We start from the raw sequence: 23,519 nt of genomic DNA on the forward strand, positions 1-23,519 counted from the left end.
GATCGCTGCGGACTTACAATATATCCCAGAGCTGATTGAAATCTCCTTTATTTCCTGGCTCGGCGTCCGGTGCCTCCGCCTTAAAGGCGGCGCGAGAAATGTCTTGAAAGGTGAAGAGCTTGAAGGCATTGGAGTTTTCGATCTTTTTATCGAGTTTTACCCGCATTGCGTGGCCGGGGCGCAGTAGTTCGACGGTTTGGCCTTCGGCGAAGCCCGTGACGCTAGACAATAGCAGTAAAGGGCCTTTGGCGAGCTGCCCGCCGGGCAGTAGCATGGCACGCTGAAAGTCTTGAACTGGCAGACCTGAATGAATCAGCCTGACGCTGTAGGGGGTGGCTGCGGAGGCAATGGTTTCAATGCCAATTTGATGAATATCGTCGCTGCGCAGCCAGCGCACCACAGCAATTTGCCAGCCCTCGTGATCGTTGACTTTTATGCCGAGTAACTCGCCCGTACGAATGCGCGCTTGTGCCGATTCTGGCCACTCAAGCCGGTAGCCTGCGCTACTGGTGTCAAGAAGGCGAGTACGTAAGTATTGGTGCTGGGTGTCGGGTGTTGGGCTATTGTGATTGTTCGACGGTAAGCTATAACTGATATTCTCGACGTGGCTAGGCATTTGATCATATTCAATGTCGAGGTGTTCTGTTGTATTGCTGTCTACGTCACGGGTGTCTAGGCCGGCGCTGCCCCAAGCATCTTTAGCTTTGCCTTCGTCTTTAAAATAGGGGTCCGGGCGGGACTCCGCTTGATTGCGATCTATTTTAAACTGTTCGAAATCAATTTGATTAGCTACAAAAAAGTGGGTGGCGTTCATACCCAGAGTGATAAGCACCGGCTCATTGCAAGGGACCCGCTCTGCGGCGCGTGATGTTGCTGAACTCCACGCGATTGCCAAGTGATCGATGATCGTTTTGGGTAGCGTGGTAGGTGCGCTAGCTTTGCGAGCGGGCGCACTGTCTGACATGGCGCCACCCTGGCTTAAAATCGCTTTGGTGTCTATGCCTAGCCAGCCAGGTGCTGGTGCCCGTTGAATTAACTCGCGGTATACGGGCTGACCATCTTCTTTGGGATTTAAAAGGAGTACGCAGCTTTCTAGGCGGTCAGCGCGCAATTCGATAAACGCTGTCCAGTAGCTCAGCTCTTTGAATATTTCTTCTATATGGCGCTGGGGCAGCTGGTGAGTGCGGCTGCAAGCGAGCATTAATGAGCGCAGATACGCTTGCACTACTACGCCATCGCCGTGAGTGACGTCGCTGACCTTAATCTTGCTCAGTTTCATGCTCAGCGCGCATTGGTAGATGGTGTGCAATGTTTGCCAAAAACCATTCTGGCTGGCGCGGTAGAGCTGGTGACTGCGCAATAATATACAGCTGTACTCCGTCAATGCGCGGTGCAGGCAGATTCCCATGGCTTCCTTGGGTTTTAGCAAGCGACTTTCTGCCTCAAAACCCTGAAATGCCTGACAATAGGCGGTAGCTAGCTGGGTGTTTAAGGTGTCTGCAAGCAGCACAATTTTTTCAGTTTTTTCCGGTAGAATTATCGGCTTGTTCAAGTAGTGCTGGGATAAGCCTTTGGTGACGTAATGCACCTGTGGACGAATTTTTTCAAGAATTTCTAGGCGGTCTTTGGCTTTGCAGGCGACGTGACTGAGCTCTGACAGCGCTTGGAACAGCTGACGGGTAGACTCGCCAAGATTAGCGAGGGGCAAACTACTTAACCATGAGTTAACTGCGCCAGCATTTAATGCGAACTGGCTGTGGCTATCGCGATTAAATTTGGGTAAGACTAAGGCTAAGCTTGAGCTACTTTTCATCATGTCCCGTTAATTTCCGCAGTCTCAAAGCACAAATATTAAGTATGTGCATTAAGTCTATGTTTTTACGCGTTAATTCATAATAGCGCAAGTGGTCGTTTACTGCTCGCGTGAGGATCTTCTCTCACTAAGCGCGGTACTAAGTAACCTGGCAAGCTGGCCAGCACCTCTCGCATTAGTGTCTGGGCGGTGGATTCAGGTACATCAAAATGACTCGCGCCGCGGACTTTATCTAGTACATGCAAATAATAGGGCATAACCCCTGTCTCAAACAGTCGACGGCTTAACTTAATTAATATTTCGGCACGATCATTGATACCTTTAAGTAAAACGGTTTGATTTAACAAGTGAATATTGGCATCACGTAGTGATTTGAGGGCGTCTGTGCTGGCGTCATCCAATTCATTGGCGTGGTTGCAGTGGATGACCATTACCGTATGCAGGCGGTGCTTGGTGAGTACCTTGATTAAATCCGGGGTAATGCGAGCGGGTAATACCAGCGGCAGGCGAGTGTGAATACGCAGTGTTTCAACATGGGGAATATTGGCAATGCGGCCAATGAGTTTGTCTAAATAATCGTCGCTGGTGGCCAGCGGATCGCCGCCGCTGAGGATAACTTCATGGATTTCGGGATGCTCGGCAATATAATCCAGGGCCTGCTGCCAGTCTTTTTGGCTGGGATTGTTGTCGCTGTAGGGGAAGTTGCGCCGAAAGCAGTAGCGGCAGTGCACTGCGCAGGCGGAGCTGGTGATGAGTAATACTCTACCACGGTATTTATGAATTAAGCCTGGCGCTGGATTGGCGTCGAGCTCCGCTAGCGGGTCGTCAATAAAGTTGGGCTGCGGCTCGGTTTCTTGTGCTTGTGGTAAAACTTGTAACAGTAGGGGGTCGTTCCAGTTGCCGGGTTGCATCTTGGCGATAAAGGCTTCGGTTGCCCGCAAAGGGAATTGTTTGAGCGCGCCAATAAGTTCTGGGCGAGCGGCAATGTCTAAACCCAAACGCTTAAAAAGCTGTTCTGGGTCGCGGATCATCTGCTGCATTTGCTGTTGCCAGCTTTGAGTCTGCCAAATTGTGGTGATAAGAGGTATCATTGTTGCCTTTTTAATCTACGGTTTACGACCTAGCCGCTGAGGAGAACCATGGCCAATTATTCTACTAACGAATTTCGCAACGGGCTTAAAGTTATGCTCGATGGCGAGCCCTGTTCAATTCTGGAAAATGAATTTGTTAAACCCGGTAAAGGTCAGGCCTTTAACCGTGTGCGTCTGCGCAATCTTAACTCTGGCCGAGTATGGGAGCGCACGTTTAAATCCGGCGAGTCACTGGAAGGTGCCGATGTTGTTGATCAGAGTATGGAATACCTTTACAACGACGGCGAATTTTACCACTTTATGGATCCAGAATCCTTTGAGCAGGTGCAAGCAGACACAAAAGCCGTGGGTGACGCGTCGCTGTGGCTGAAAGAGCAGGATGTCTGTACGGTGACGCTGTACAACGGCGCGCCTTTGTCAGTTACGCCGCCAAATTTTGTTGAATTACCCATCGTAGAAACTGACCCCGGTGTTAAAGGTGATACCGCGCAAGGCGGAACCAAACCTGCTCACCTCAGTACGGGTGCGGTGGTGAAAGTGCCTTTATTTATTAGCGAAGGCGAAGTAATCAAGGTAGATACCCGCACGGGCGAATACCAGAACCGAGTTAAGACCTAAGTGAACGAGTGGCGGCCCTCTGCCGATATTACGGCCTTGGGCCGTCGCGCACAGCTCCTTAGTGAGATCCGCCAGTTTTTTGCGGCGCGGGGGGTGCTGGAAGTAGACACCCCGCTGCTTGCCTCTGCACCCGTTACTGATCCCAATATTGAAGCCATTACTGCCCAGTCGCCTAGCGGCGAGGGGCAAATGTACCTGCAAACCTCACCTGAATTTGCCATGAAGCGCTTATTGGCTGCGGGTAGTGGGCCGATTTATCAAATTTGCAAAGCCTTTCGCCGGGGTGAGCGCGGGCGTCGTCATAATCCTGAATTCACCATGTTGGAGTGGTATCGCCCAGGTATGAGTCTCGATGCCTTGATAGATGAGGTGGTGGCGGTCATTACTCTGGCGAGCGGCAGCGTAGATGTGGCGCTGCTGACTTACCAAAAGGTATTTGAACTACATTGTCATCTCAATCCGCATACTGCGAGCTTAGCGGAATTAAAGGTCTGTGCGAGGCGGCACCTCGACCTGGGCTTTGACAGCGATGATCGCGATCTGTGGTTACAGCTGTTGATGTCGTTGGTGGTCGAGCCAGCGCTAGACCCCGCGCAAATCAGTATTGTTTATGATTTTCCTGAGACGCAGGCTGCCTTGGCAAAAATTGCGGTAAATGGCGACGGCCATCCAGTGGCTCGTCGCTTCGAAGCGTTTTTCGCGGGCATGGAACTGGCTAATGGTTATGATGAATTGCGCGATGCGAATGAACTGGTGCGTAGGATTGGCGATGATCATCGCCGCCGCGGCCTTAGCGGCCAAGATTTACCTCCGATAGACCGCTATTTGTTAAAGGCCATGCCATGTCTGCCAGAATGCACTGGTGTCGCGATTGGCTTTGATCGGCTGGTGATGATTGCGTGTAAAGCCGAACGGATAGACCAGGTTATTGCCTTTCCGCTTGAGCGGGTGTGAGTGCGTCTGGCGTCGGACGTCAGGCGTCTGACGAGAGTGTTCCCAAGACTTCACCTAAGCGGGTTGGGGTGGTGGCCACAAATTTCTCCGCCCACTGCACTTGGTCTTTGCCAAACAGCACTATTGCGGTAGAGCCAAGTTTGAAACGCCCCATTTCCTCGCCTTTATCTAAAAAGATTTCTCTGGCGCCTTTGCGGTAGTCTGTTGTTTTGATGCCGCTAGGTGGCGGCGCTATTTGGCCGTCCCAGACGGTTTCAATGCCCGCCACGATCAGCGCGCCGACCAAAATAACTGCCATTGGGCCAGCCTCGGTCTCAAATAAACACACTGCGCGTTCATTGCGGGCGAATAAGCCCTGCACGTTTTCGGCGGTGGTGGTGTTCACAGAAAACAGTGCGCCGGGAATATAGGTCATCGACTGCAGCGTACCCGCCAGCGGCATGTGCACGCGGTGATAGTCGCGGGGCGACAAATACACGGTGGCAAAGCTGCCGCCAGCGAATAGCGCCGCCGCTTCGCGATTACCGCCCAGTAATTGCAGTAAGCTGTAATCTTGGCCCTTGGCCTGAAAAATGCGCCCGTCAATAATTTGCCCCAGTTGGCTGATGGCGCCGTCTGCGGGACAGGCAATGTCCTGCGCACCTGGGGCAATCGGCCGCGCGCCGTCTTTTAGCGCGCGGGTGAAAAACGCGTTGAAGTTCTGATAATTGCGATAATCTGGGTCCGCCGCCTCGTTCATGTCAACGTTGTACTGGGCAATGAACCGGCTAATCAGTAGGTCTTTCAGCCAGGGAATTTGGGTTTCCGCTAATTTACCAACAAGCCTTGATAGCAGGTGCTGGGGCAGCAGGTATTGCAAAATTATAAACGCGATGTTCACAAAATAGTCCTTTTAACATGGGTTCAAGGTTGCTGGGCGCTACCTTGGGGTTGGTCGCCAACTTCTACAGGGGTGTCATCGCGATTTCCCCACTCGCCCCACGAGCCGTGATAACCCTTGATATGGGGGTAACCGAGGATTTTCATTAATAAGTAAGTGAGGCCGGAGCGGTGGTGGGTCTGGCAGTGGGTGATAATGGTTTTGTCACTGCTCAGGCCGAGTTGATCTAAGCGCAGCTGCAGAGTGCTTAGGTCCTTCAGGCGCATATCGTTCTCTTTGTCGATGAGTTCTAGCCAGTCTAAATTGACGGCGCCGGGAATGTGGCCGCCGCGCTGCGCGAGGACTTTCTCGCCGCGATACTCTTCGGGTGAACGGGCGTCCCAAATTGCCAGCTGGCTGTTGTCGAGTAGGCTGATAAAGTCTTCGATCTCGGCAATAGGGGTGCTGTCAATGCTGATAACGATTTCACTTGGCGGTGGCAGATTAGCCACTTCCTCGCTGGGGTGACCACCATTTAGCCAGGCCTGCAGGCCGCCATTTAAATAGGAGTAGTTGTGGTGGCCAATAACATCCAGCGTCCAGATTAAACGCCCAGCCCAGCCACCACCTTCATCGTCATAAACAATTACGTGTTTCTCTGGGCTTAGGCCAACGCGAGAAAAGAGTGCTTGTAATTGCGCTGTCGAGGGCAGTTTGCCCACGGCGGGCTTGATACCGCACTGGAGTTCGGCAGGGGCAATGTGAACCGCACCCGGCACATGGTGTTTTGCGTAATTGTCGGCGCTGCTGGTATCTAAGATAAGCAGTTTGGGCTCGTGGAGTGCGTCCGCGAGTTGGGTCGCTTCAATAAGTAATGGCCAGTCTTTCATAATAGATAATGTGTTCGCTGATTTTTAATGAATTGTAGCAGTAGCGGCCGAGGTGATGCGATGTAAATAGGCGTTTTACTGCGGGCGTCATGGTGCCATAAAATGTATCGCTGTAAAATTGAGACAGTAATTATTGGATATTACTCACTGCGTTAAATTGCGCGGCAAATTATTCTGCGGTGAGGCTAGCAATAATTTGTCGATAACTGGCCATGCGCTCGGGCCGAATTTTATCCTCGGCTTCGGCGGCGAGCAGGGCGCAGCGCGGTTCGTGCTCGTGCTTGCAGTCTCGAAAGCGGCACAGACCGAGAAATGGCCGGAATTCGATGAAGCCAGCCAATACCTTTTCGCGGTCCATATTCCACAGCGCAAACTCCCTGATACCCGGCGAATCGATAAGGCTGCCGCCGTCAGGGAAATGGTAAAGCCGAGCGGTCGTGGTGGTGTGTCGGCCCTTGGCGGTGGCTTCAGACAATGCGCCAATACGGGAGTCGGTACCGGGTAGCAGGCTGTTAACTAGGGACGATTTACCCACCCCAGATTGACCAACAAACACGCTGATGTGCTCGCGTAGGGTAGCTTTTAGCTCGTCGAGCCCGTGCTCAGATTCTGTTGACGCCCGTGTGACGGGATAGCCAATCTCTTCGTACCTAGCGAGCATAGAATTTAGGTAGTCGCTGTTCTCTTCATTAACTAGGTCAGTTTTATTAAGCAGTAAAATCGGGCGAATACCGATGGCCTCAGAGGCCACTAAGTAGCGGTCAATGAGGTTGGCGTGGGCGCGGGGTTCAGGGGCGATAACGATCACAATGTGGTCGATATTGGCCGCCACCGGCTTGAGTTTGCCATGGTTGTCGGGGCGCTGCAGTAGGCTGCGGCGCTCGTTGCAGGCGACGACGACACCCGTGGGCTTGCCTTCGTGCCAGGTAACGCGGTCACCGGTCACCAGGCCTTCGACCTGAGCGCGCACATGGCAGCGCTGGCGCTGCCCTTCATCGCCCTCGACCTCGACCTGCTGACCAAAGTGGCTGACAATAAGGCCGCTCTGCTCGGGGCCGAGCTCACCCTCGTTTAGTGCTTGGTCAGCGCGGCTGTCGCGTTTACTCGCGCGCTCGGTGCGTTCTGCCTGAACTTTTTCTATCCGCCAGCGTTGCTGGCGGCTGAGTTTACGCTTGGTCATAGACACGTCATTCGCCGGAGAAGCGCCATCTTAACCCATGAGCTGGTATAATCGACACTGCGGTGAGACAGACACCGTGTATTTTGACAGCAATTCCGGTTTGTTACAGCGTAAACCACTGACTCCGCGCGGTTTCTACCGTGTTTTTGTTTCCCGTTTTTATATACCGCAAAGGCATCCGCATGGCTAAAGCACAAAATCTTATTTGGATTGACCTGGAAATGACGGGTTTAGATACCCTCAATGATCACATCATTGAAATTGCGACGGTGGTGACCGACAGCGACCTCAATGTGTTGGCCGAGGGGCCGGTGTTGGCAATTCATCAGCCGGACGAGGTGCTCGCGGCGATGGACGAGTGGAATACGCGTCAGCACGGCGAGTCGGGCTTGGTTAAACGAGTGCAAGACACCTGCATTACTGCGCTAGAGGCCGAACGTTTAACCCTCGCCTTTCTCGATAAACACGTTGAGAAGGGTGCTTCGCCAATGTGTGGCAATAGTATCTGTCAGGATCGGCGCTTTATGGCCAGAGAAATGCCCGAGCTAGAAGCGTTTTTTCACTACCGCAATCTCGACGTTAGCAGTGTAAAAGAGTTGGCGCGGCGCTGGCGTCCAGAGTTAATGAAGGGTTTAAAGAAGTCTGGTGCTCATTTGGCGCTCGATGATATCCGTGATTCGATTGCCGAGCTTCAATATTACCGCGAGCATTTTATCCGGCTGTCCTAGGCCGATCATTCCTTTGATGGCTATTCCATAGGTATAAACCCATATTGTTATCACTGACAACATGGGTTTTGCTGCTTATTGTTTTTACCGCTGTGTTGAAAGCTTAATTTCGCCTGCGCTAGCAGTGGCGAATTTATCAACTAAGCTGTAGATAATAATAAGGGGATACCGATATGAAAAAGTTGACCGCACTCTGCGCAGCAAGCCTGCTGTGTTGTACCCAAGTTTCAGCCCAGACTCCTACTTACTTTGATCAATTATTTATTTTTGGTGACAGTCTGCTCGATACTGGTAATTTGGGAATTCGTTTTACTAACCGTGTTGGTGACGGCAATGGTGATTTTTCTACGGGAGCATATGCCGAAATTGCCCCTCAGCACCTCGGCAGAGCACTTGGCTTAGCGACTGATCCCTCTAACTCTTCAGGCACAAACTACGCGGTTGGTGGCTACAGAACAGATCAGATTTTAGGTTCGGTGGTAGGTGCGAATTTGGCGCTTAACCCGCGAGCTTTAATATTGATGGACGGGGGTGGCAATGATTTTTTGCAGGGAAGGATCACAAATTCAGACGAAGCGATAGCTGCGGCTAAGAATTTGATTGGCGGCGTATCGCTCTTAAGTAGAGCCGGTGGCCGATACATCATGCTCAGTAACCTACCTGATCTGGGAAAAACTGCTGCTGTGCAGGCCCAAAATTTTAGTGCGCCTTCCTCTGGGGCGGCGGCTACTGCGTCTGCAGGGGCTGCAGGTTTTAATCAAGCGGTCCAGACTTATGCGAACTTCAGCAGTGCCAATATCATTCCTGTTGATCTTGCAGGCTTGATCAACTATGTGTCGAATAACGCGGAGGCCTATGGATTCGCCAATGGCGCTAATGCGGCATTTGGGCCTATTGGGACGTTTGACCAGCGCTATATGTGTTTTGATGACGGCGTGACACCAGGCGCTCCTAACCAGCCAGCTCCTGGTTGTATCGAGCATCCGGTTTACGGTATCAACGGCTCAAGCCCCAACCCTGATAAGCTTATGTTTAATGACGGCGTGCATCCAACAGCTCGTGTAGGTGCGATTGCTGGCGATTACATGATCGATGTAATTGTGGCGCCGCAAGTGGTTGGTCAGCTACCCAGCTTAGGCTTAGGTATCGCTCGCACGCAGCAGCAAAGTTTGGTGCAGGTGATGCGCGAAAATCGCTGGTTAGCTGATGGGGACCGCTTGTTTATAAGCGCAAGTGGCGCAACCGGTGATGAGCCCGCGGGCGGTGATCAAGAGTCTAAATACTTAACTTTAGGCCTAAGTCGCGCCGTAGCGCCGGGTTTAAGCTTGGGCGCGGCAATTAGTATGGCTGATCATGAGTTAAATACCGATCGCAGCGAGTTTGCGGCGACGAGTGTCGGTCTTAGCGGGCTTGTGAATTACCGCGAAAATCGCTGGTTGGCGGAGGCGAGCGTCGGCCTGAATGTGGTTGATTACAGCGACATTGATCGCAAATTTAATCTGGGCAGTCAAAACCTAACCGCCAGTGGTGGCACTGATGGCCACGGTTGGCATTTAGACGGCCAGCTCGCTTATAACTTGCTGTCTTCGCAAACCGTGAGTTTGGCGCCCGCCCTCGGCGTGCGTTGGTTGAATACCAACGTTGATGGTTATAAAGAATCGGGTGGTGAGGTCTCTAATTACCAGTGGGGTGAGCAGAGCCGGGCTAGTCGCCAGTTCCGTTTGGGTATGTTGGCTAATATTGCGGTGAGCGAGAGTTTTAGTCTCTATGCTGAAGCCTTCGGCGTGTCCGAAGAAGAGGACGCGGATGAGACTATCGAGATCCGTAATACCAATCTAGGGTATGCCAGCTATCGCTTGCCAAGTTACCAGAACGATGGTGAAGGGTTTGCCGATGTGAGCTTAGGTGCGGCGCTGAGCGTGGGACAGGCGCGGGTGGCGTTGAACCTGAATTATACCGATGAAGGTGAAGGGCGCGAGAGCGCGATGTTGAATTATTCGCGACCTTTTTAAGGGCAAGATGTCTGGCGTCCGACGAATCCAAGTGCTGAACGCTTGATGGGAGACGGAAGACGCTAATATTACGACTCGTCCGACGTCAGACGAGTTTGCCTTGCAGTTGCCCAATAGCCCAGTCAATGTGCTCACGTGCCATACTCTCGGCACTTGGGCGTTGTTGTTTAAGGGCGCTAATCGCGGCGCTGCTGGCAGGAGCATTTCCCAAACCTACCGCAAGATTACGCAGCCAGTGCTGGTAGCCAATTCGGCGAATGGCTGAGCCTTCGGTGTTTTTTAAGAACGTTTCCTCATTCCATAAAAACAATTCAATTAAGTCGCTATTATCCAATTGGTGCCGTGGCGAGAAGTCGGCTTCGGCGGTGGCTTGTGCAAATTTATTCCAGGGGCAAACTAACTGACAGTCGTCGCAGCCAAATACCCGATTGCCCATGAGTGGCCGCAGTTCTTCGGGAATGCTGGTTTTTAATTCAATGGTTAAATAAGAAATACAGCGCCGAGCGTCTACTTGGTAGGGCGCTACAATCGCGCCGGTAGGGCAGTCGTCAAGGCAGGCGCGGCAGCTGCCGCAATGCCCGGTCTCTTGGGGCGGGTCTACGGGGAGGGGTAAGTCAGTATAAATTTCCCCTAAGAAAAACCACGAGCCTGCTTTGCTATTAATGAGCATGCTGTTTTTGCCAATCCAGCCGAGTCCAGCTTGTTCGGCAAAACCGCGTTCTAATACCGGCGCGCTATCGACAAAGGCGCGGTGATGGCCGCCAGCAACGGCGCTAATTTTCCCGGCGAGTTGGCTAAGGCGTTTACGGATTAGTTTGTGGTAGTCGCGGCCAAGTGCATAGCGGGAGATATAGGCTTTATCAGGATTACCGAGCACGGCGTCCATATTTTCGGCGTCGGGCAAATAATCCATTCTGGCACTGATCACCCTAATCGTACCGCTGTGGAGTTCCGCAGCTTCTCCGCGCAGGCCCTCGCGCTCAGCCATATAGGCCATGTCGCCGTGGTATTGCTTAGCAAGCCACTCGCGCAGACGCTGGGCATGGGCTTCATTGCTGGCCGGGCTGATACCAATATGGGCAAAGCCGAACTCGCGGCCCCAGTCTTTAATCTGTTGTGCAAGTAGATCGAGGTCAGTGGAGGATTGGGTCATTAGAGTGCCAGGGCTAATTTGCGCGCTACGATAGTCCGGTATTTTACACATTTGGGACGTCGCCGTATGTTGTTGGTATTTTGGGTCCGCGAAACGATGATTGTTGAACAAACTCTAAATGCGGTAGCTCTCGGCTGCGAACTAGTTTGAATAGTCGCTGTCAATGGCAGCGCGGATTTTGGGCTCATCAAAATCTGGGTATATTCGCCAAGGAGCGGGGCTTTTATGCGCTGCGTGCATGCGCGGGTTTACGCATTAGAGTATGCCGCCGATTTGGCAATCCCTTAGTATTTTCACTATCAGGTATTTAATAATTGCGTGTAATTGCCCTTGTGTTGGTAATGCTCCTGACGTCTGCTTGTGCGTCGATGTTCGATAATATGTCCTTGGCTGCTCAGACCAAGTTTCAGCAAATGCTCGCCAATAGATTTGCCCAGAAATTGACCGCAGGTATTGATCTGGCGGTTAGGCAGCTGGCGGTCAAAGGCGGCTTTCTTGACGATCCGCTGGTGCGCATTCTACTGCCGCCGCCCTTGGGTTTAGTGATTGATGTGGCGCGGGATTTAAATGACAACCCCAAAGCGGCGCTATTGGAAACCTTAATGAACCGCGCGGCGGAGAATGCGATTCCCGTGGCCGGGCCAATATTGAAAAACATGGTCGCGAATATGGATGCCGAGACCTTGCAAAAATTGGTGGATTCGCCACGGAGCGCAGCCACTGATTTGCTAATGGCTGAAGGTGGTCAGGCGGTACAGTTGGCGTTGTTGCCAGCAGTAACTCAGAATTTGCAAGAAAATGGCGCCATTACATTGTATGGCGACTTACTAAAAGCCTCGCAAAAGCCCACTGGGGTGCTGGCGTCCGTCGACGGTGTCGAGGCACAAGCCGTCGAGCCGCAAGCGGTTTCCCCCGATCAGCTCGGTCAATACGTGGCGGAGCAGGCCGCAGGCGGTTTATTTAAAAAAGTGGCAACCCGGGAGTTGGCAATTCGCGATTCGCTGAATAACATCGTTGCGAGCCCTCAAGAGTAGCAAGGTTGACATAATTGCCGTGGCTAAGTGTGAATAGCCCGTGGTCTTTAATCGGATGTGTTACGCGCATGGCGCCATCCGATTGCCCGTGCCAGCTTACGCGTTATGATGGGGGTCGCTAATCGATTCGGGAAGTCGCTGCATGCCGTCGCCAAATAAGCCCAATGCAACTGAACACGTTTTGTACACCGCCGCTCAGGTCCGTGAATTAGATCGTCTGGCGATTGCCAGCGGTATTGCTGGCTTTGAGTTAATGCGACGTGCCGGGCAGGCTGCGTTCAGTTGTGTGCAGCGGCACTGGCCGGATCATTCTCCCATTGAGGTATTTTGCGGTGGCGGCAATAACGGTGGCGACGGCTATGTGGTTGCGGCTTTGGCGGCAGAGGCCGGCTTGCCTGTGCGTGTGTGGGCCTTAGCGGCGCCAGAGTCGCTTGCCGGTGATGCCGCTTTGGCGTGGCAGTGGGCGCGGCGGGCGGGGGTGGCTGTGGCGCAATGGCAGGGTGAGCTGCCCGCGGAAAACAGCGTTGTGGTGGATGCCATGCTGGGTATTGGTTTGCACGGCGATGTTCGGCCACACTACGCCGCCGCGATACAGGCTATTAATAGCAGTGGGCTTCCAGTGCTGGCTATCGATATCCCATCGGGTTTGTGTAGCGATAGCGGCCGAATTTTGGGTGTGGCGATCAAGGCCAAGCAGACACTGAGCTTTATCGGCTTAAAGCGTGGTTTATATACCCTCGATGCTCTTGATTGTGCAGGTGCTGTCAGTTTTGCTGATTTAGCTGTGCCTCGCGATGTTTATGCTGAGCGCTCTATTGAGTCTCTTGATGGCGTTGTTGCGCATTTAAATTTACGTTCGATGTTGGCGCAGTGGGGGCCGCGGCCCCGCAATGCTCATAAAGGCGTCGCCGGACATGTGTTAGTGGTTGGTGGCGATTACGGTATGGCTGGTGCCGCGCTGTTGGCGGCCAGCGCTGCTGCGCGTAGTGGCGCTGGCTTGGTGTCCTGCGCTACGCGGCCGGAACATGTCGCGGCACTTGTCGGGGCGCGACCTGAATTAATGGTGCACGGTGTGAGTCGCGGCCAAGAACTGGACGCCCTGCTGGCCAAGGCGACAGTTGTGGTGATTGGGCCCGGCTTAGGTCAGGGCGCGTGGGGGCGCGAACTATTGTTGGCCGCGTTGACGGCAAACAAGCCCCTGCTGCTTGACGCAGACGCTTTAAATTTAATAGCGAGTGAACCTCAGCTCCTGCTTTCTCATGGCGGGCCACGTATACTCACACCTCATCCCGGCGAGGCAGCGCGCTTGTTAGTTTGCACTACTGCGGTGGTGCAGGCAGATCGTTTCGCCGCGGCGCGCACATTGGCCGATCGCTATGCGGCAAACGTATTATTAAAAGGCGGCGGTACGGTGATTGCCGCAGATGCCTCATTGTATTTATGCAGTGGTGGTAACCCGGGGATGGCGAGTGGCGGCATGGGTGACGTTTTATCGGGTGTGATCGGCGCTTTTGTCGCCCAGGGTTTGTCTTTGCAACGCGCGACCTGTCTTGGCGTGGCTGTGCATGCCGAGGCGGCGGATGTCGCCGCTGCAGCCGGGGAGCGCGGAATGTTGGCCAGTGATGTGATCGAGCAATTGCGAGGTGTAATAAATCAGTATGCAGCGTTATCTTGATAGCGAGGCCGACACCGTGGCGGCGGGCCAGCGCTTGGGGCGGGCTTTGCAGGACGGGGCCGTGGTGTATCTTGGCGGTCAGCTTGGCGCTGGCAAAACCACTTTCTGTCGCGGTGTATTGCAGGCATTTGGTCATGCCGGTGCGGTGAAAAGTCCGACTTATACCATTGTTGAACCCTATGAGGCCGGCGGGGTCAATGTGTATCACTTCGATTTGTATCGTCTCGGTGATCCAGAAGAGCTTGAGTACATGGGAATCCGCGACTACTTCGACAATGATGCGGTATGCTTGGTCGAGTGGCCTGAACGTGGCGCGGGGATTTTGCCATTGGCCGATATAATGGTTAGCATTGAGGCTCAGGGAGCGGGTCGCCTTCTTGCCGCACGCAGCGCAACGCCGCGTGGGCAGCAAATCTTGGCGCAATTGAGCAAATATGAAACGGATTAACAGTGTTGTCCTTGCTTGCCTACTTAGTTTGGCTGCGACCGTGCAGGCGGCTGAAGTTCGCGACGTTCGATTTTGGCGGGCGCCTGACCACAGTCGCGTGGTATTTGATTTAAGTGGGCCGGTCACTCATGAATTAATTACCCTTAGTAATCCTCATCGCCTGGTTATTGATATTCAAAATGCCAAGCTTGCCGCTGATACCCAAAAATTGCAGTTTGCTAATAGTCCAGTGACCGGCTTGCGCCACGCGAATAAGCCAGGTGGCGCGCTGCGCATTGTATTCGACCTCAGTGCCGACGTGCAGGTGCGCAGCTTTTTACTCGCGGCCAGTGGTGATTTACATGATCGCCTCGTTGTGGATTTTTTAGACAAGGGCGAATCTGTTGAAGCCCAAGTGATTAAAAGCGTGGAAACCAGTTCGCAGCGTGATGTGGTTATCGCCATCGACGCTGGTCACGGTGGTGAAGACCCAGGCGCAATTGGGCCGGGGCGGGTTAAAGAAAAAGATGTGGTTTTTCAGATAGCCTCGCGTCTCAAAGAGCGCTTTGAGCGTAAGAAAGGCTATCGCGTGGTGATGATTCGCAACGGCGATTATTATGTGGGCTTGGCCAAACGCCGGGATCTTGCCCGCAAGGCGCAAGCCGATTTCTTTGTGTCTATCCATGCCGACGCGTTCACTCATCCCCAAGCCAATGGCAGCTCGGTATATGCGCTGTCCAAACGCGGCGCCACCAGTGCCTCAGCGCGAATTTTGGCCCAGCGCGAAAATGACGCCGACTTGGTGGGTGGTGTTAGCTTGTCAGATAAAGACCAAGTTTTAGCGGGGGTGTTAACGGATTTGTCGATGACAGCCAGCCTCGATGCCAGCCTAAGTGTTGGCGCCCAGCTTTTGAGTGAAATGTCGAAAATCTCGCGCTTGCATAGTAAGCGGGTGGAACAAGCGGGTTTTGCAGTGCTGAAATCGCCGGATATTCCCTCGCTTTTAGTGGAGACGGGGTTTATTTCTAATCCTGGCGAGGCGAGCAAACTGAAGAGTAGCAGCTATCAAAGCAGTATGGCCTTAGCTATTTTTGAGGGTATTGATCGCTATTTTAGAGAGAGTCCGCCGCCAGATACCTATTTTGCTGCGCTAAAGCGCGGCGATACCCCCGGGGGCAGGCCGGCGACGGCGGGTGTGCGTGAATACACAATTGCTCGGGGTGACACGCTTTCTGGCATCGCGCTGCGCTATAATGTGCCCCTCAGCGACCTCCAACGCCATAATCAATTGTCGGGGAGTAGCATCCGCGTCGGTCAAAAAATACAGATTCCTGCATCGTAATGACAAAAATCCGTTTATTAGATCCCCGCTTGGCCAACCAAATTGCCGCGGGGGAAGTGGTAGAACGTCCTGCCTCAGTTGTTAAAGAGCTCCTTGAAAACAGTCTGGACGCCGGTGCCCGCCGTATTGAGTTAGATATTGAAGAGGGCGGCGTTAAGTTAATTCGCGTTCGTGATGACGGCGCCGGTATTGCGGAAGATGATTTGCCCTTGGCACTGAGTCGCCATGCCACCAGTAAAATTTCGGTACTGGAAGATCTAGAGTCCGTCGCCAGTCTTGGTTTTCGTGGCGAGGCACTCGCCAGTATCAGCTCGGTGTCGCGTTTGTGTTTAAGTACTGCGCAAGAGGGTAGTGCGTCGGGTTGGTCGGCGCGCAGTGAAGGCCGGGATATGGAAACCGTGCTGGCACCGGTAGGGCATCCGCGCGGCACTACGGTGGAAGTGCGGGATTTGTTTTTTAATACCCCGGCGCGGCGTAAGTTTTTGCGCACCGAGAAAACGGAGTTTAATCATCTTGAAGAAGTGGTCAAGCGCCAGGCACTGAGTCGCTACGATGTTGGCTTTTCTCTGCGTCACAATGGTCGCGCGGTACACAGCTTAAAGCCCGCGGATAATCAGCTTGAGCAAGAGCGGCGCTTGGCCTCGGTTTGTGGGCCAGCCTTTATGGAGCAGGCGCTGTATATAGACCGTGAGGCGATGGGCCTGCGGTTGTGGGGCTGGGTGGCGCTTCCGAGTTTTTCCCGCAGTCAGGCTGATTTGCAGCATTTTTACGTCAATGGCCGCTATGTGCGCGACCGCTTGGTGGTGCACGCGGTGCGCCAAGCCTATCGTGATGTGCTCTTTCACGGTCGCCATCCGGCTTTTGTGTTGTATCTCGAGCTGGCCCCGGCGGCGGTGGATGTAAATGTGCACCCAACTAAGCACGAAGTGCGCTTTCGCGACGGCCGCACCGTGCACGATTTTATTTTCCGCACTTTGCACAAAGTACTCGCTGATGTGCGGCCCGATACCGTGCCCCAGCAAGCCGCTATGCCTGCAGGGGATGCGGAATCTTTAATGGCTATGCCGGAAACACAGTCGGCGATGCCCTTGGGGGAGGCGGGCTCCGCGTCTCCCGCTTCCTTTAATGCCGCGCCAAGCTCTTTTCAGCCTCAGAATAGCGCTGCTTATAATCCCCAATACCAGCCGCAGTATGGTGCGGGGGTGGCAGACCAGCGGGCAAATTATCAGCGTTTGCAAGCGGGACCAGAGAGTGCCACTACTGGCGATGGCAGTGTCGCGCCGCCATTGGGTTATGCGCTCGCCCAGCTGAAAGGAATTTATATTCTGGCCGAAAACCAGCAAGGTATGGTCTTGGTCGATATGCACGCCGCTCACGAACGTATTACCTACGAACGCATGAAAAATGCCCGCGATGGTGAGGGCATTCGCAGTCAGCCCTTGCTGGTGCCCATGAACTTGGCGGTGAGTGAGCGCGAGGCTGATTGCGCCGAGCAGCACGCCGAGGTGTTTGCTGAGTTAGGTATGCGTATTGAGCGTGCGGCGGCGGAATCGATTATTGTGCGGGAGTTGCCGACGATTCTGGCCGATACCTCTGTTGAACAATTGGTTAGAGATGTGCTGTCGGATTTGCTGGAGTTTGGCAGTACTGATCGTATTCAGGCGCATATTAACGAGATCTTATCGACTATGGCCTGCCATGGCTCGGTGCGCGCAAATCGCCGCCTGACGCTGCCAGAAATGAACGGCTTGCTGCGTGACATGGAAGCGACAGAGCGAAGCGGTCAGTGTAATCACGGGCGGCCAACCTGGGTTCAAGTTGGTTTGGCTGAGTTGGATAAGTGGTTTTTGCGTGGCCGTTGATTTAAGCAATGACTCTGGTCAGGAATTGCCGAAAGCGATATTTTTGATGGGGCCGACGGCGGCAGGCAAAACCGATCTTGCCCTCGCGCTCAGTGATCGCCTGCCCTGTGATTTGATTAGTGTTGATTCGGCCTTGGTCTATCGCGGTCTAGACATCGGCAGTGCCAAGCCTGATGCGGCGACCTTGGCCCGCTATCCTCACCAGTTAATAGATATTTGCGATCCCAGTGAGGCCTATTCGGCGGCAAACTTCCGTCGCGATGCATTGGCGGCCATGGCCAAAAGTGCGGCGGCCGGTCGAATTCCGCTCTTGGTCGGCGGCACCATGCTGTATTACAAGGCCTTGCTAGAGGGCTTGGCTGATATGCCGTCAGCGAACCAGCAGGTTCGCGCTGAAATTAATGCAATAGCCGAGGCACAAGGCTGGCCAGCGGTACATGCGCTCTTAGCGCAGGTGGATTCCGCGTCGGCGGCGCGAATCCACCCTAATCACTCTCAGCGCTTGTCCCGGGCTTTAGAGGTTTACCGCATTAGCGGTGTCACCATGAGTGCGTGGCAGGCTCAGCAGGCTGAGCAAGTTCTGCCATACCGCGTTTTTCAGTTTGCGATTGCGCCGCCGGAGCGCAGTGTTTTGCACCAGCGCATTGAGCAGCGTCTACAGCAGATGTTTGCCCAAGGCTTTGTTGGCGAAGTAGCGGGTTTGATGGCGCGTGGCGATTTGCACGCTGATTTACCGGCGATCCGTGCGGTGGGTTACCGGCAAGTGTGGGAGCATTTACGCGGCGATTTCTCTCTTGATGAGGCCTTTGAGCGAGCCTTGATAGCCACCCGCCAATTGGCCAAACGGCAATTAACGTGGTTGCGCGGTTGGCCTGACCTGCAATGGCTGGAGACGGGCGGTAATATTGAATTGCAACTAAATTCCGTGTTAGCGCATTCTGGCGCTGCCGAACTGCTATAACTTAGGTATACTGGGCGCTACCCAGTCTGTTTGCGAACTTGTTGTTGGGTTTGCGATCCTAATACTACTTTTTGATACGTTTTATCAACGCCCGATTTGGGCATACAGGAGGTCCACCATGTCAAAAGGGCATACCTTACAAGACCCTTACCTGAATATTCTTCGCAAAGAGCGTATTCCGGTTTCTATCTATCTGGTTAACGGCATTAAATTGCAGGGCCAAATTGAGTCTTTCGACCAGTTTGTGGTTCTGTTAAAAAATACGGTTAGTCAAATGGTCTATAAACACGCCATTTCTACCGTGGTTCCGTCACGTGTTGTTCGTTTACCGATGGCGCATCCGCCAGAAGATGACGAAGAACAAGAAGACGCATAATAATCGTTTTTTGTTGATTTGAGGTTCGTCCTTGCTATTTGAAAGACCTAATTCTGGTGAGCGCGCAATACTGGTGCACCTGGATTTTCACAGTGAAGACGAGCGCGAAGACTCCAATGAATTTGTGCAATTGGTCACCTCCGCAGGAGGTGACCCAGTTGCATTCATCACTGGGTCTCGTAAACGTCCGGACGCGCGATTGTTTGTCGGCACCGGCAAGCTCGAAGAAATTCGTGAAGCACTGATCGCCAATGAAGGTGAGCTGGTGTTGTTTAACCATTCCTTGTCGCCTAGCCAAGAGCGTAATATCGAGCGCGAATTGCAATGTCGTGTGCTTGATCGTACCGGCCTGATTCTCGATATATTTGCTCAGCGCGCCCATACCCATGAAGGTAAATTGCAGGTTGAGCTCGCCCAGCTGCAGCATATGTCGACGCGTTTGGTTCGCGGTTGGACTCACCTAGAGCGGCAAAAAGGCGGTATCGGTTTGCGTGGCCCCGGTGAGAGCCAGTTAGAGACTGACCGGCGTCTGTTGCGCGCGCGCATCACCGCTATTCAATCGCGACTGCAAAAAGTCCGGCGTCAACGCGAGCAGGCACGTCGCGCGCGGCGGCGAGCAGAGATTCCGGCGCTGTCACTGGTCGGCTACACTAATGCGGGCAAATCGACGCTGTTTAATGTGTTAACTACCTCCAGTGTTTACGCCGCTGATCAGCTGTTTGCGACTCTGGACCCGACCGTGCGTCGTATTACGGTGGACGATGTTGGGCCGGTTATCTTGGCGGATACCGTTGGTTTTATTCGCCACCTGCCGCATAAACTGGTTGAAGCGTTTCGCGCGACTTTAGAAGAAGCGGTTATCGCTGACTTATTGATCCATGTTGTAGACTGCGCTGACCCAGAGCGCCAAGACAATATGAAGCAGGTAATGAATGTGCTTGCTGAGATTGGTGCTGCAGATATCCCCATTCTTGAGGTTTACAATAAAACCGATCTGATTGGCAGTGAGCCGCGTATTGAGCGTGACGAGGCAGGTCAGCCGGTGCGTGTTTGGTTGTCAGCGCGAGATGACCGGGGGCTCGATTTGTTTTATCAGGCCTTGAGCGAGTTGCTTGGCAATGAAATTTGCGAAACCAGCATTACCTTAACGGCCGCGCAGGGGCGTTTGCGCGCGCGCTTGTTTAGTTTTGATGCGGTGTTAGACGAAGAGATGAATGATGATGGCTCTCAGCGCTTAAAAGTACGTTTGCCAGAAGCCGATTGGCAGCGTTTGTTGGCTGGTGAGTCAATTACTGAAGCGTCGCTGGACTCAAGTCGTCCGGTTAGCATGCGCGAAGAATTCTGCTAGACTGCCCGCCGGACAAAATCGTGATGTCGCGGGCGTTCCGCAGCACAAATTGACTGCGGTATAAAATTAGCGAACCACAACGATAATCGATAGGAGAGGGCTATGGCCTGGAATGAACCGGGTGGCGGTAAAGACAATGATCCTTGGGGTGGCAATAACCAAGGGCCGCCAGATTTAGACGAGGCTCTGAAAAAGCTGCAGGAAAAGCTGAATAGTATATTTGGCGGCGGTAAAAAGAGTGGCGGCAGCGGTGGTGGCGACTTTCATCTTAGCGCTGGCGCCTTGGGCATCGTTGCAGTTCTTGCAGCGGTGGTTTGGGGCTTGTTTGGCTTCTATCAGGTTGATCAGCAAGAGCGTGCCGTAGTGTTGCGCCTTGGGGTGTATCACGAAACTGTGATGCCAGGTTTGCGCTGGAATCCGCCGTTGATGGACGAAGTGAATAAAATCAACGTCACTAAAGTGCGTGGTATCGCCAGTCGTGGCCAGATGCTGACCGAGGATGAGAATATTGTTGATGTTGCTCTATCTGTGCAATACACGGTATCTGATCCGGCGAATTTCCTGCTTAAAGTGAAAAGCCCTGAACTGAGTTTGGAACATGCCTTAGAGAGCTCTTTGCGTCACGTGGTTGGTAGCTCGAGGATGGATCAAGTGATTACTGAGGGTCGCGAGCAAATTGCTATCGATACTCAAGAGCGCTTGCAAGGCTATTTAGACACCTATCAAAGCGGCATTCTGGTTGCCAAGGTCAATATTGAAGATGCGCAAGCGCCATCGCAGGTGCAAGACGCGTTTGATGATGTTACCCGCGCCAAGGAAGATCGCGAACGCTTAAAGAATGAGGCCGAGGCCTATGCCAACGGTATTATTCCTGAAGCTCGTGGTGCGGCTCAGCGCCAGCTTGAAGAAGCTCAGGCATACAAAGAGCAGGTTGTCGCCAGATCGCAAGGTGAGGCTCAGCGCTTTGTGGATCTTTACGACGAATACCGTAAGGCGCCTAAGGTTACCCGTGAGCGTTTGTATATTGATGCGCTGGAAACCATGTATAGCGATGCTACTAAGGTAATGGTAGATGTCGAGGGTGGTAATAATATGATGTATTTGCCGCTAGATAAATTGATGGAAAAATCGGCGGTTACTCGCCAAACGGCGGGTACTGAGCCGGATATGCGTCAGTTGACAGATAAGGTCATTGAGCAGTTGCGCCGTGACAGTCAAAGCTCGCGCCGGGAGGGTCGTTAACATGGGCGGACGTAATTTTACCGTTGTAGTCGTATTGCTGGGCTTAATCGTATTGGCATTTAATAGCCTGTATATCGTGCGTGAAACTGAGCGCGGTGTATTGCTTAAGTTTGGTGAGGTAGTGGACCCAGATATTAGTGTCGGTCTGCACATTAAAACGCCCTTTGTGCATATGGTGCGCAAATTTGAGCGTCGTATATTAACCTTAGACGCGCCAACTCAGCGGTTTTTGACCATTGAGAAAAAGCCGCTGGATGTCGACTTTTACGCCAAGTGGAAGGTTATTGATACCCAGAAATTCTATACCGCCACCAATGGTGAAGAGGGGCGCGCGGAAGGTTTATTGGCTCAGCGAATTAACACGGGTTTGCGGAATAAATTTGGTGAGCGTACTTTTCACGAGGTGGTGTCTGGTGAGCGGGATCTGTTAATGACAGATTTAACCCGGGATCTTAATCAGATTACGACCTCTGAGTTTGGTATTCAGTTGGTTGATGTTCGAGTTAAACGTATTGATTTGCCATCTCAGGTGAGTCAGTCGGTGTTTGATCGGATGAAGTCAGAGCGTGAGCGCGAAGCCCGCGAGCATCGTTCTACCGGTCGTGAATTGGCAGAGAAAATTCGCGCAACTGCAGATCGTCAGCGTACCGTTATTGGCGCAAACGCCTACCGTGACTCAGAAGTACTGCGTGGTGAAGGCGATGCGCTAGCGGCCAGAACTTACGCGGCGGCATACAATCGTGACCCGGAATTTTATTCCTTTTTGCGCAGCCTTAGTGCCTATCAGTCGTCCTTTAGTAATAAAGGTGATCTATTGGTGGTTGACAGCAAAAGTGAATTCTTCCGTTACATGAAGCAGGGTGGTAGTAAGTAGCAATCCTTGTTTCACTCCTCGCTCCGGCGGGGAGTGTGGTATCATCTACGCATCCGGGCTGCACCGAGGTCTAAACCCCTGCGGGCAGCGCGGATTTTTTATGTTTGTAGCAGGCAAAGCGCATGTGGCAGGAACTGTCAGTGGCTCTCAGTATGGTACTTATTATTGAAGGTGTGCTGCCATTTCTCAGTCCTGAGCGCTGGCGTTTATTAGCATACCGGATGGCGGATATGGACAGTCGATCTGTGCGTATTGCCGGTTTAGTGAGTATGTTAGCGGGGCTTATTTTATTAAGCTTGTTGCGCTAGCGTCTGATGGCAGAGAAAGAGAGCAAAAAACACGTATGACTTCGGTAGATCGTTGGTTACTCCCAGATGGTGTAGAAGAGCTGTTACCCGCGCAGGCGGCTCAGGTTGAAGCACTGCGCCGCCAGCTTTTAGATTTGTATAAGCGCTGGGGCTACGAATTAATTATTCCGCCTATGTTGGAATACACCGAGTCTTTATTGGTTGGCTTGGGTAGTGATATTGATCTGCTCACCTTTAGGGTGACCGATCAATTGACTGGTCGCATGATGGGAATCCGTGCCGATATTACCCCGCAGGCTGCACGAATCGATGCGCATAGTCTGGGGCGGGAAGGCCCGGTGCGTTTGTGTTACGCCGGCAGTGTTTTGCACAGCAAGCCCAAGCAGCCGCTGGCCTCGCGCTCGCCGATTCAACTCGGTGCAGAGCTATACGGTGATAATAGCCCGGCTAGCGACTTAGAAATTATTTGTCTGATGCTTGAGACATTGCGAGTTGCGGGTTTGGAAGGCATTACCTTAGATACCGGCCATGTCGGTATTTACCGTGCCGTAGTGAAGGCTGCGGCCCTGAACGCCGAGCAAGAGGCGAGCTATTTCGATATCTTGCAGCGCAAGGCAAAAACCGAATTGAAACTGTTTGTCGCATCGCTGCCTGTGTCGGCGAGTGTTGCTAAACAGTTGCTGGAATTGAATGAGCTGCATGGCGGCGAAGATGTACTGAGTCGGGGGCGAGCACTGTTTGCCGATATTCCCGAGGCAGTTGCGGCCATTGC

The 23,519-nt window shown here is 53.0% G+C and carries 22 protein-coding genes (1 of these 22 cut by a window edge); 16 read left to right on the forward strand and 6 right to left on the reverse strand.

Annotated elements, in window-relative coordinates; all coding sequences use genetic code 11:
* Positions 1–13 precede the first annotated feature (13 nt).
* A complete protein-coding gene (locus tag AZF00_RS03555) occupies positions 14–1,816 on the reverse strand; it encodes a cyclic-di-GMP receptor FimW-related protein (protein ID WP_008250542.1) in 1,803 nt (600 codons plus the stop codon).
* A 74-nt stretch (positions 1,817–1,890) separates the two neighbouring features.
* Positions 1,891–2,904, reverse strand: a complete 1,014-nt coding sequence (gene epmB / locus AZF00_RS03560; protein WP_008250543.1) for an EF-P beta-lysylation protein EpmB — start codon at positions 2,902–2,904, stop codon at positions 1,891–1,893.
* A gap of 48 nt (positions 2,905–2,952) precedes the next feature.
* Here epmB and efp point away from each other — a divergent pair, with 48 nt between their 5' ends.
* Together efp and epmA are read left to right on the forward strand one after the other, a co-directional pair.
* Complete coding sequence (gene efp, locus AZF00_RS03565) at positions 2,953–3,522, forward strand: elongation factor P (RefSeq protein WP_008250558.1); 570 nt, start codon at positions 2,953–2,955, stop codon at positions 3,520–3,522.
* Positions 3,523–4,476 (forward strand): EF-P lysine aminoacylase EpmA, encoded by a 954-nt coding sequence (gene epmA, locus AZF00_RS03570; protein ID WP_008250559.1) that lies wholly within the window; start codon positions 3,523–3,525, stop codon positions 4,474–4,476.
* A 19-nt stretch (positions 4,477–4,495) separates the two neighbouring features.
* Here the strand turns inward: epmA and asd are convergent, their stop codons facing one another.
* The 3 genes from asd to rsgA all read right to left on the reverse strand — a co-directional run bounded on the left by asd (position 4,496) and on the right by rsgA (position 7,405).
* Positions 4,496–5,356, reverse strand: coding sequence for an archaetidylserine decarboxylase (gene asd / locus AZF00_RS03575; RefSeq protein WP_008250560.1), 861 nt, complete (start codon positions 5,354–5,356; stop codon positions 4,496–4,498).
* A 23-nt stretch (positions 5,357–5,379) separates the two neighbouring features.
* Entirely contained in the window at positions 5,380–6,225 is an 846-nt protein-coding gene (locus AZF00_RS03580; RefSeq protein WP_008250561.1) for a sulfurtransferase, read from the reverse strand.
* Between the two features lie 169 nt (positions 6,226–6,394).
* Positions 6,395–7,405, reverse strand: a complete 1,011-nt coding sequence (rsgA, locus tag AZF00_RS03585; RefSeq protein ID WP_008250562.1) for a small ribosomal subunit biogenesis GTPase RsgA — start codon at positions 7,403–7,405, stop codon at positions 6,395–6,397.
* A gap of 182 nt (positions 7,406–7,587) precedes the next feature.
* Between rsgA and orn the strand changes: the two genes are divergently transcribed.
* Positions 7,588–8,133 carry an oligoribonuclease gene (gene orn / locus AZF00_RS03590; RefSeq protein ID WP_008250563.1) on the forward strand — a complete coding sequence of 182 codons (546 nt, stop codon included), beginning with the start codon at positions 7,588–7,590 and terminating at the stop codon, positions 8,131–8,133.
* A gap of 173 nt (positions 8,134–8,306) precedes the next feature.
* The gene (locus AZF00_RS03595; protein WP_008250564.1) at positions 8,307–10,145 is read left to right on the forward strand and encodes an autotransporter domain-containing protein; all 1,839 of its coding nucleotides are present in this window, start codon (positions 8,307–8,309) and stop codon (positions 10,143–10,145) included.
* Positions 10,146–10,230: 85 nt separating this feature from the next.
* Here AZF00_RS03595 and queG read toward each other — a convergent pair whose 3' ends face one another.
* The gene (queG, locus tag AZF00_RS03600; protein ID WP_040803684.1) at positions 10,231–11,298 is read right to left on the reverse strand and encodes a tRNA epoxyqueuosine(34) reductase QueG; all 1,068 of its coding nucleotides are present in this window, start codon (positions 11,296–11,298) and stop codon (positions 10,231–10,233) included.
* 341 nt (positions 11,299–11,639) lie between these two features.
* On the opposite strand from queG, the gene AZF00_RS03605 reads away from it, so the two are divergent.
* The 12 genes from AZF00_RS03605 to AZF00_RS03660 all read left to right on the forward strand — a co-directional run.
* On the forward strand, positions 11,640–12,332 hold the full coding sequence (locus AZF00_RS03605; RefSeq protein WP_081482667.1) for a DUF4197 domain-containing protein: 693 nt from the start codon (positions 11,640–11,642) through the stop codon (positions 12,330–12,332).
* Between the two features lie 142 nt (positions 12,333–12,474).
* Positions 12,475–14,007: a bifunctional ADP-dependent NAD(P)H-hydrate dehydratase/NAD(P)H-hydrate epimerase gene (locus AZF00_RS03610; RefSeq protein ID WP_008250571.1), complete on the forward strand. Its 1,533-nt coding sequence runs from the start codon at positions 12,475–12,477 to the stop codon at positions 14,005–14,007.
* Positions 13,991–14,455: a tRNA (adenosine(37)-N6)-threonylcarbamoyltransferase complex ATPase subunit type 1 TsaE gene (gene tsaE, locus AZF00_RS03615; protein WP_008250572.1), complete on the forward strand. Its 465-nt coding sequence runs from the start codon at positions 13,991–13,993 to the stop codon at positions 14,453–14,455. Before AZF00_RS03610 ends, tsaE begins: the two co-directional genes overlap by 17 nt.
* Positions 14,442–15,776 carry an N-acetylmuramoyl-L-alanine amidase gene (locus AZF00_RS03620; RefSeq protein ID WP_008250574.1) on the forward strand — a complete coding sequence of 445 codons (1,335 nt, stop codon included), beginning with the start codon at positions 14,442–14,444 and terminating at the stop codon, positions 15,774–15,776. The genes tsaE and AZF00_RS03620 overlap by 14 nt, the downstream gene beginning before the upstream one ends.
* The gene (gene mutL / locus AZF00_RS03625; RefSeq protein ID WP_008250576.1) at positions 15,776–17,638 is read left to right on the forward strand and encodes a DNA mismatch repair endonuclease MutL; all 1,863 of its coding nucleotides are present in this window, start codon (positions 15,776–15,778) and stop codon (positions 17,636–17,638) included. The genes AZF00_RS03620 and mutL overlap by 1 nt, the downstream gene beginning before the upstream one ends.
* A gap of 46 nt (positions 17,639–17,684) precedes the next feature.
* On the forward strand, positions 17,685–18,599 hold the full coding sequence (miaA, locus tag AZF00_RS03630; RefSeq protein WP_040803687.1) for a tRNA (adenosine(37)-N6)-dimethylallyltransferase MiaA: 915 nt from the start codon (positions 17,685–17,687) through the stop codon (positions 18,597–18,599).
* Between the two features lie 118 nt (positions 18,600–18,717).
* Complete coding sequence (gene hfq, locus AZF00_RS03635) at positions 18,718–18,975, forward strand: RNA chaperone Hfq (protein ID WP_008250581.1); 258 nt, start codon at positions 18,718–18,720, stop codon at positions 18,973–18,975.
* Between the two features lie 31 nt (positions 18,976–19,006).
* Positions 19,007–20,323: a ribosome rescue GTPase HflX gene (gene hflX / locus AZF00_RS03640; RefSeq protein WP_008250583.1), complete on the forward strand. Its 1,317-nt coding sequence runs from the start codon at positions 19,007–19,009 to the stop codon at positions 20,321–20,323.
* 102 nt (positions 20,324–20,425) lie between these two features.
* Positions 20,426–21,565: an FtsH protease activity modulator HflK gene (hflK, locus tag AZF00_RS03645; RefSeq protein WP_008250585.1), complete on the forward strand. Its 1,140-nt coding sequence runs from the start codon at positions 20,426–20,428 to the stop codon at positions 21,563–21,565.
* A 1-nt stretch (position 21,566) separates the two neighbouring features.
* Complete coding sequence (hflC, locus tag AZF00_RS03650) at positions 21,567–22,439, forward strand: protease modulator HflC (RefSeq protein ID WP_008250591.1); 873 nt, start codon at positions 21,567–21,569, stop codon at positions 22,437–22,439.
* 140 nt (positions 22,440–22,579) lie between these two features.
* On the forward strand, positions 22,580–22,747 hold the full coding sequence (locus AZF00_RS03655) for a DUF2065 domain-containing protein (RefSeq protein WP_335338874.1): 168 nt from the start codon (positions 22,580–22,582) through the stop codon (positions 22,745–22,747).
* 35 nt (positions 22,748–22,782) lie between these two features.
* Positions 22,783–23,519, forward strand: partial view of an ATP phosphoribosyltransferase regulatory subunit gene (locus AZF00_RS03660; protein ID WP_008250596.1) — the 5' portion only. Its footprint extends 436 nt past the window's final position; 737 of the gene's 1,173 nt are visible here — the first part of the coding sequence; its start codon is at positions 22,783–22,785; the stop codon falls past the right edge of the window.

It is taken from the genome of Zhongshania aliphaticivorans (genome assembly GCF_001586255.1).
Classification (GTDB): Bacteria; Pseudomonadota; Gammaproteobacteria; order Pseudomonadales; family Spongiibacteraceae; genus Spongiibacter; species Spongiibacter aliphaticivorans.

Excerpts from the sequence above, each read along its gene's own strand:
- AZF00_RS03555 (WP_008250542.1), bottom strand. The coding sequence starts at position 1,816 with ATGATGAAAAGTAGCTCAAGCTTAGCCTTAGTCTTACCCAAATTTAAT.
- epmB (WP_008250543.1), bottom strand. The coding sequence starts at position 2,904 with ATGATACCTCTTATCACCACAATTTGGCAGACTCAAAGCTGGCAACAG.
- efp (WP_008250558.1), top strand. The coding sequence starts at position 2,953 with ATGGCCAATTATTCTACTAACGAATTTCGCAACGGGCTTAAAGTTATG.
- AZF00_RS03580 (WP_008250561.1), bottom strand. The coding sequence starts at position 6,225 with ATGAAAGACTGGCCATTACTTATTGAAGCGACCCAACTCGCGGACGCA.
- rsgA (WP_008250562.1), bottom strand. The coding sequence starts at position 7,405 with ATGACCAAGCGTAAACTCAGCCGCCAGCAACGCTGGCGGATAGAAAAA.
- orn (WP_008250563.1), top strand. The coding sequence starts at position 7,588 with ATGGCTAAAGCACAAAATCTTATTTGGATTGACCTGGAAATGACGGGT.
- AZF00_RS03595 (WP_008250564.1), top strand. The coding sequence starts at position 8,307 with ATGAAAAAGTTGACCGCACTCTGCGCAGCAAGCCTGCTGTGTTGTACC.
- queG (WP_040803684.1), bottom strand. The coding sequence starts at position 11,298 with ATGACCCAATCCTCCACTGACCTCGATCTACTTGCACAACAGATTAAA.
- AZF00_RS03605 (WP_081482667.1), top strand. The coding sequence starts at position 11,640 with ATGCTCCTGACGTCTGCTTGTGCGTCGATGTTCGATAATATGTCCTTG.
- AZF00_RS03610 (WP_008250571.1), top strand. The coding sequence starts at position 12,475 with ATGCCGTCGCCAAATAAGCCCAATGCAACTGAACACGTTTTGTACACC.
- tsaE (WP_008250572.1), top strand. The coding sequence starts at position 13,991 with ATGCAGCGTTATCTTGATAGCGAGGCCGACACCGTGGCGGCGGGCCAG.
- AZF00_RS03620 (WP_008250574.1), top strand. The coding sequence starts at position 14,442 with ATGAAACGGATTAACAGTGTTGTCCTTGCTTGCCTACTTAGTTTGGCT.
- mutL (WP_008250576.1), top strand. The coding sequence starts at position 15,776 with ATGACAAAAATCCGTTTATTAGATCCCCGCTTGGCCAACCAAATTGCC.
- miaA (WP_040803687.1), top strand. The coding sequence starts at position 17,685 with ATGGGGCCGACGGCGGCAGGCAAAACCGATCTTGCCCTCGCGCTCAGT.
- hfq (WP_008250581.1), top strand. The coding sequence starts at position 18,718 with ATGTCAAAAGGGCATACCTTACAAGACCCTTACCTGAATATTCTTCGC.
- hflK (WP_008250585.1), top strand. The coding sequence starts at position 20,426 with ATGGCCTGGAATGAACCGGGTGGCGGTAAAGACAATGATCCTTGGGGT.
- hflC (WP_008250591.1), top strand. The coding sequence starts at position 21,567 with ATGGGCGGACGTAATTTTACCGTTGTAGTCGTATTGCTGGGCTTAATC.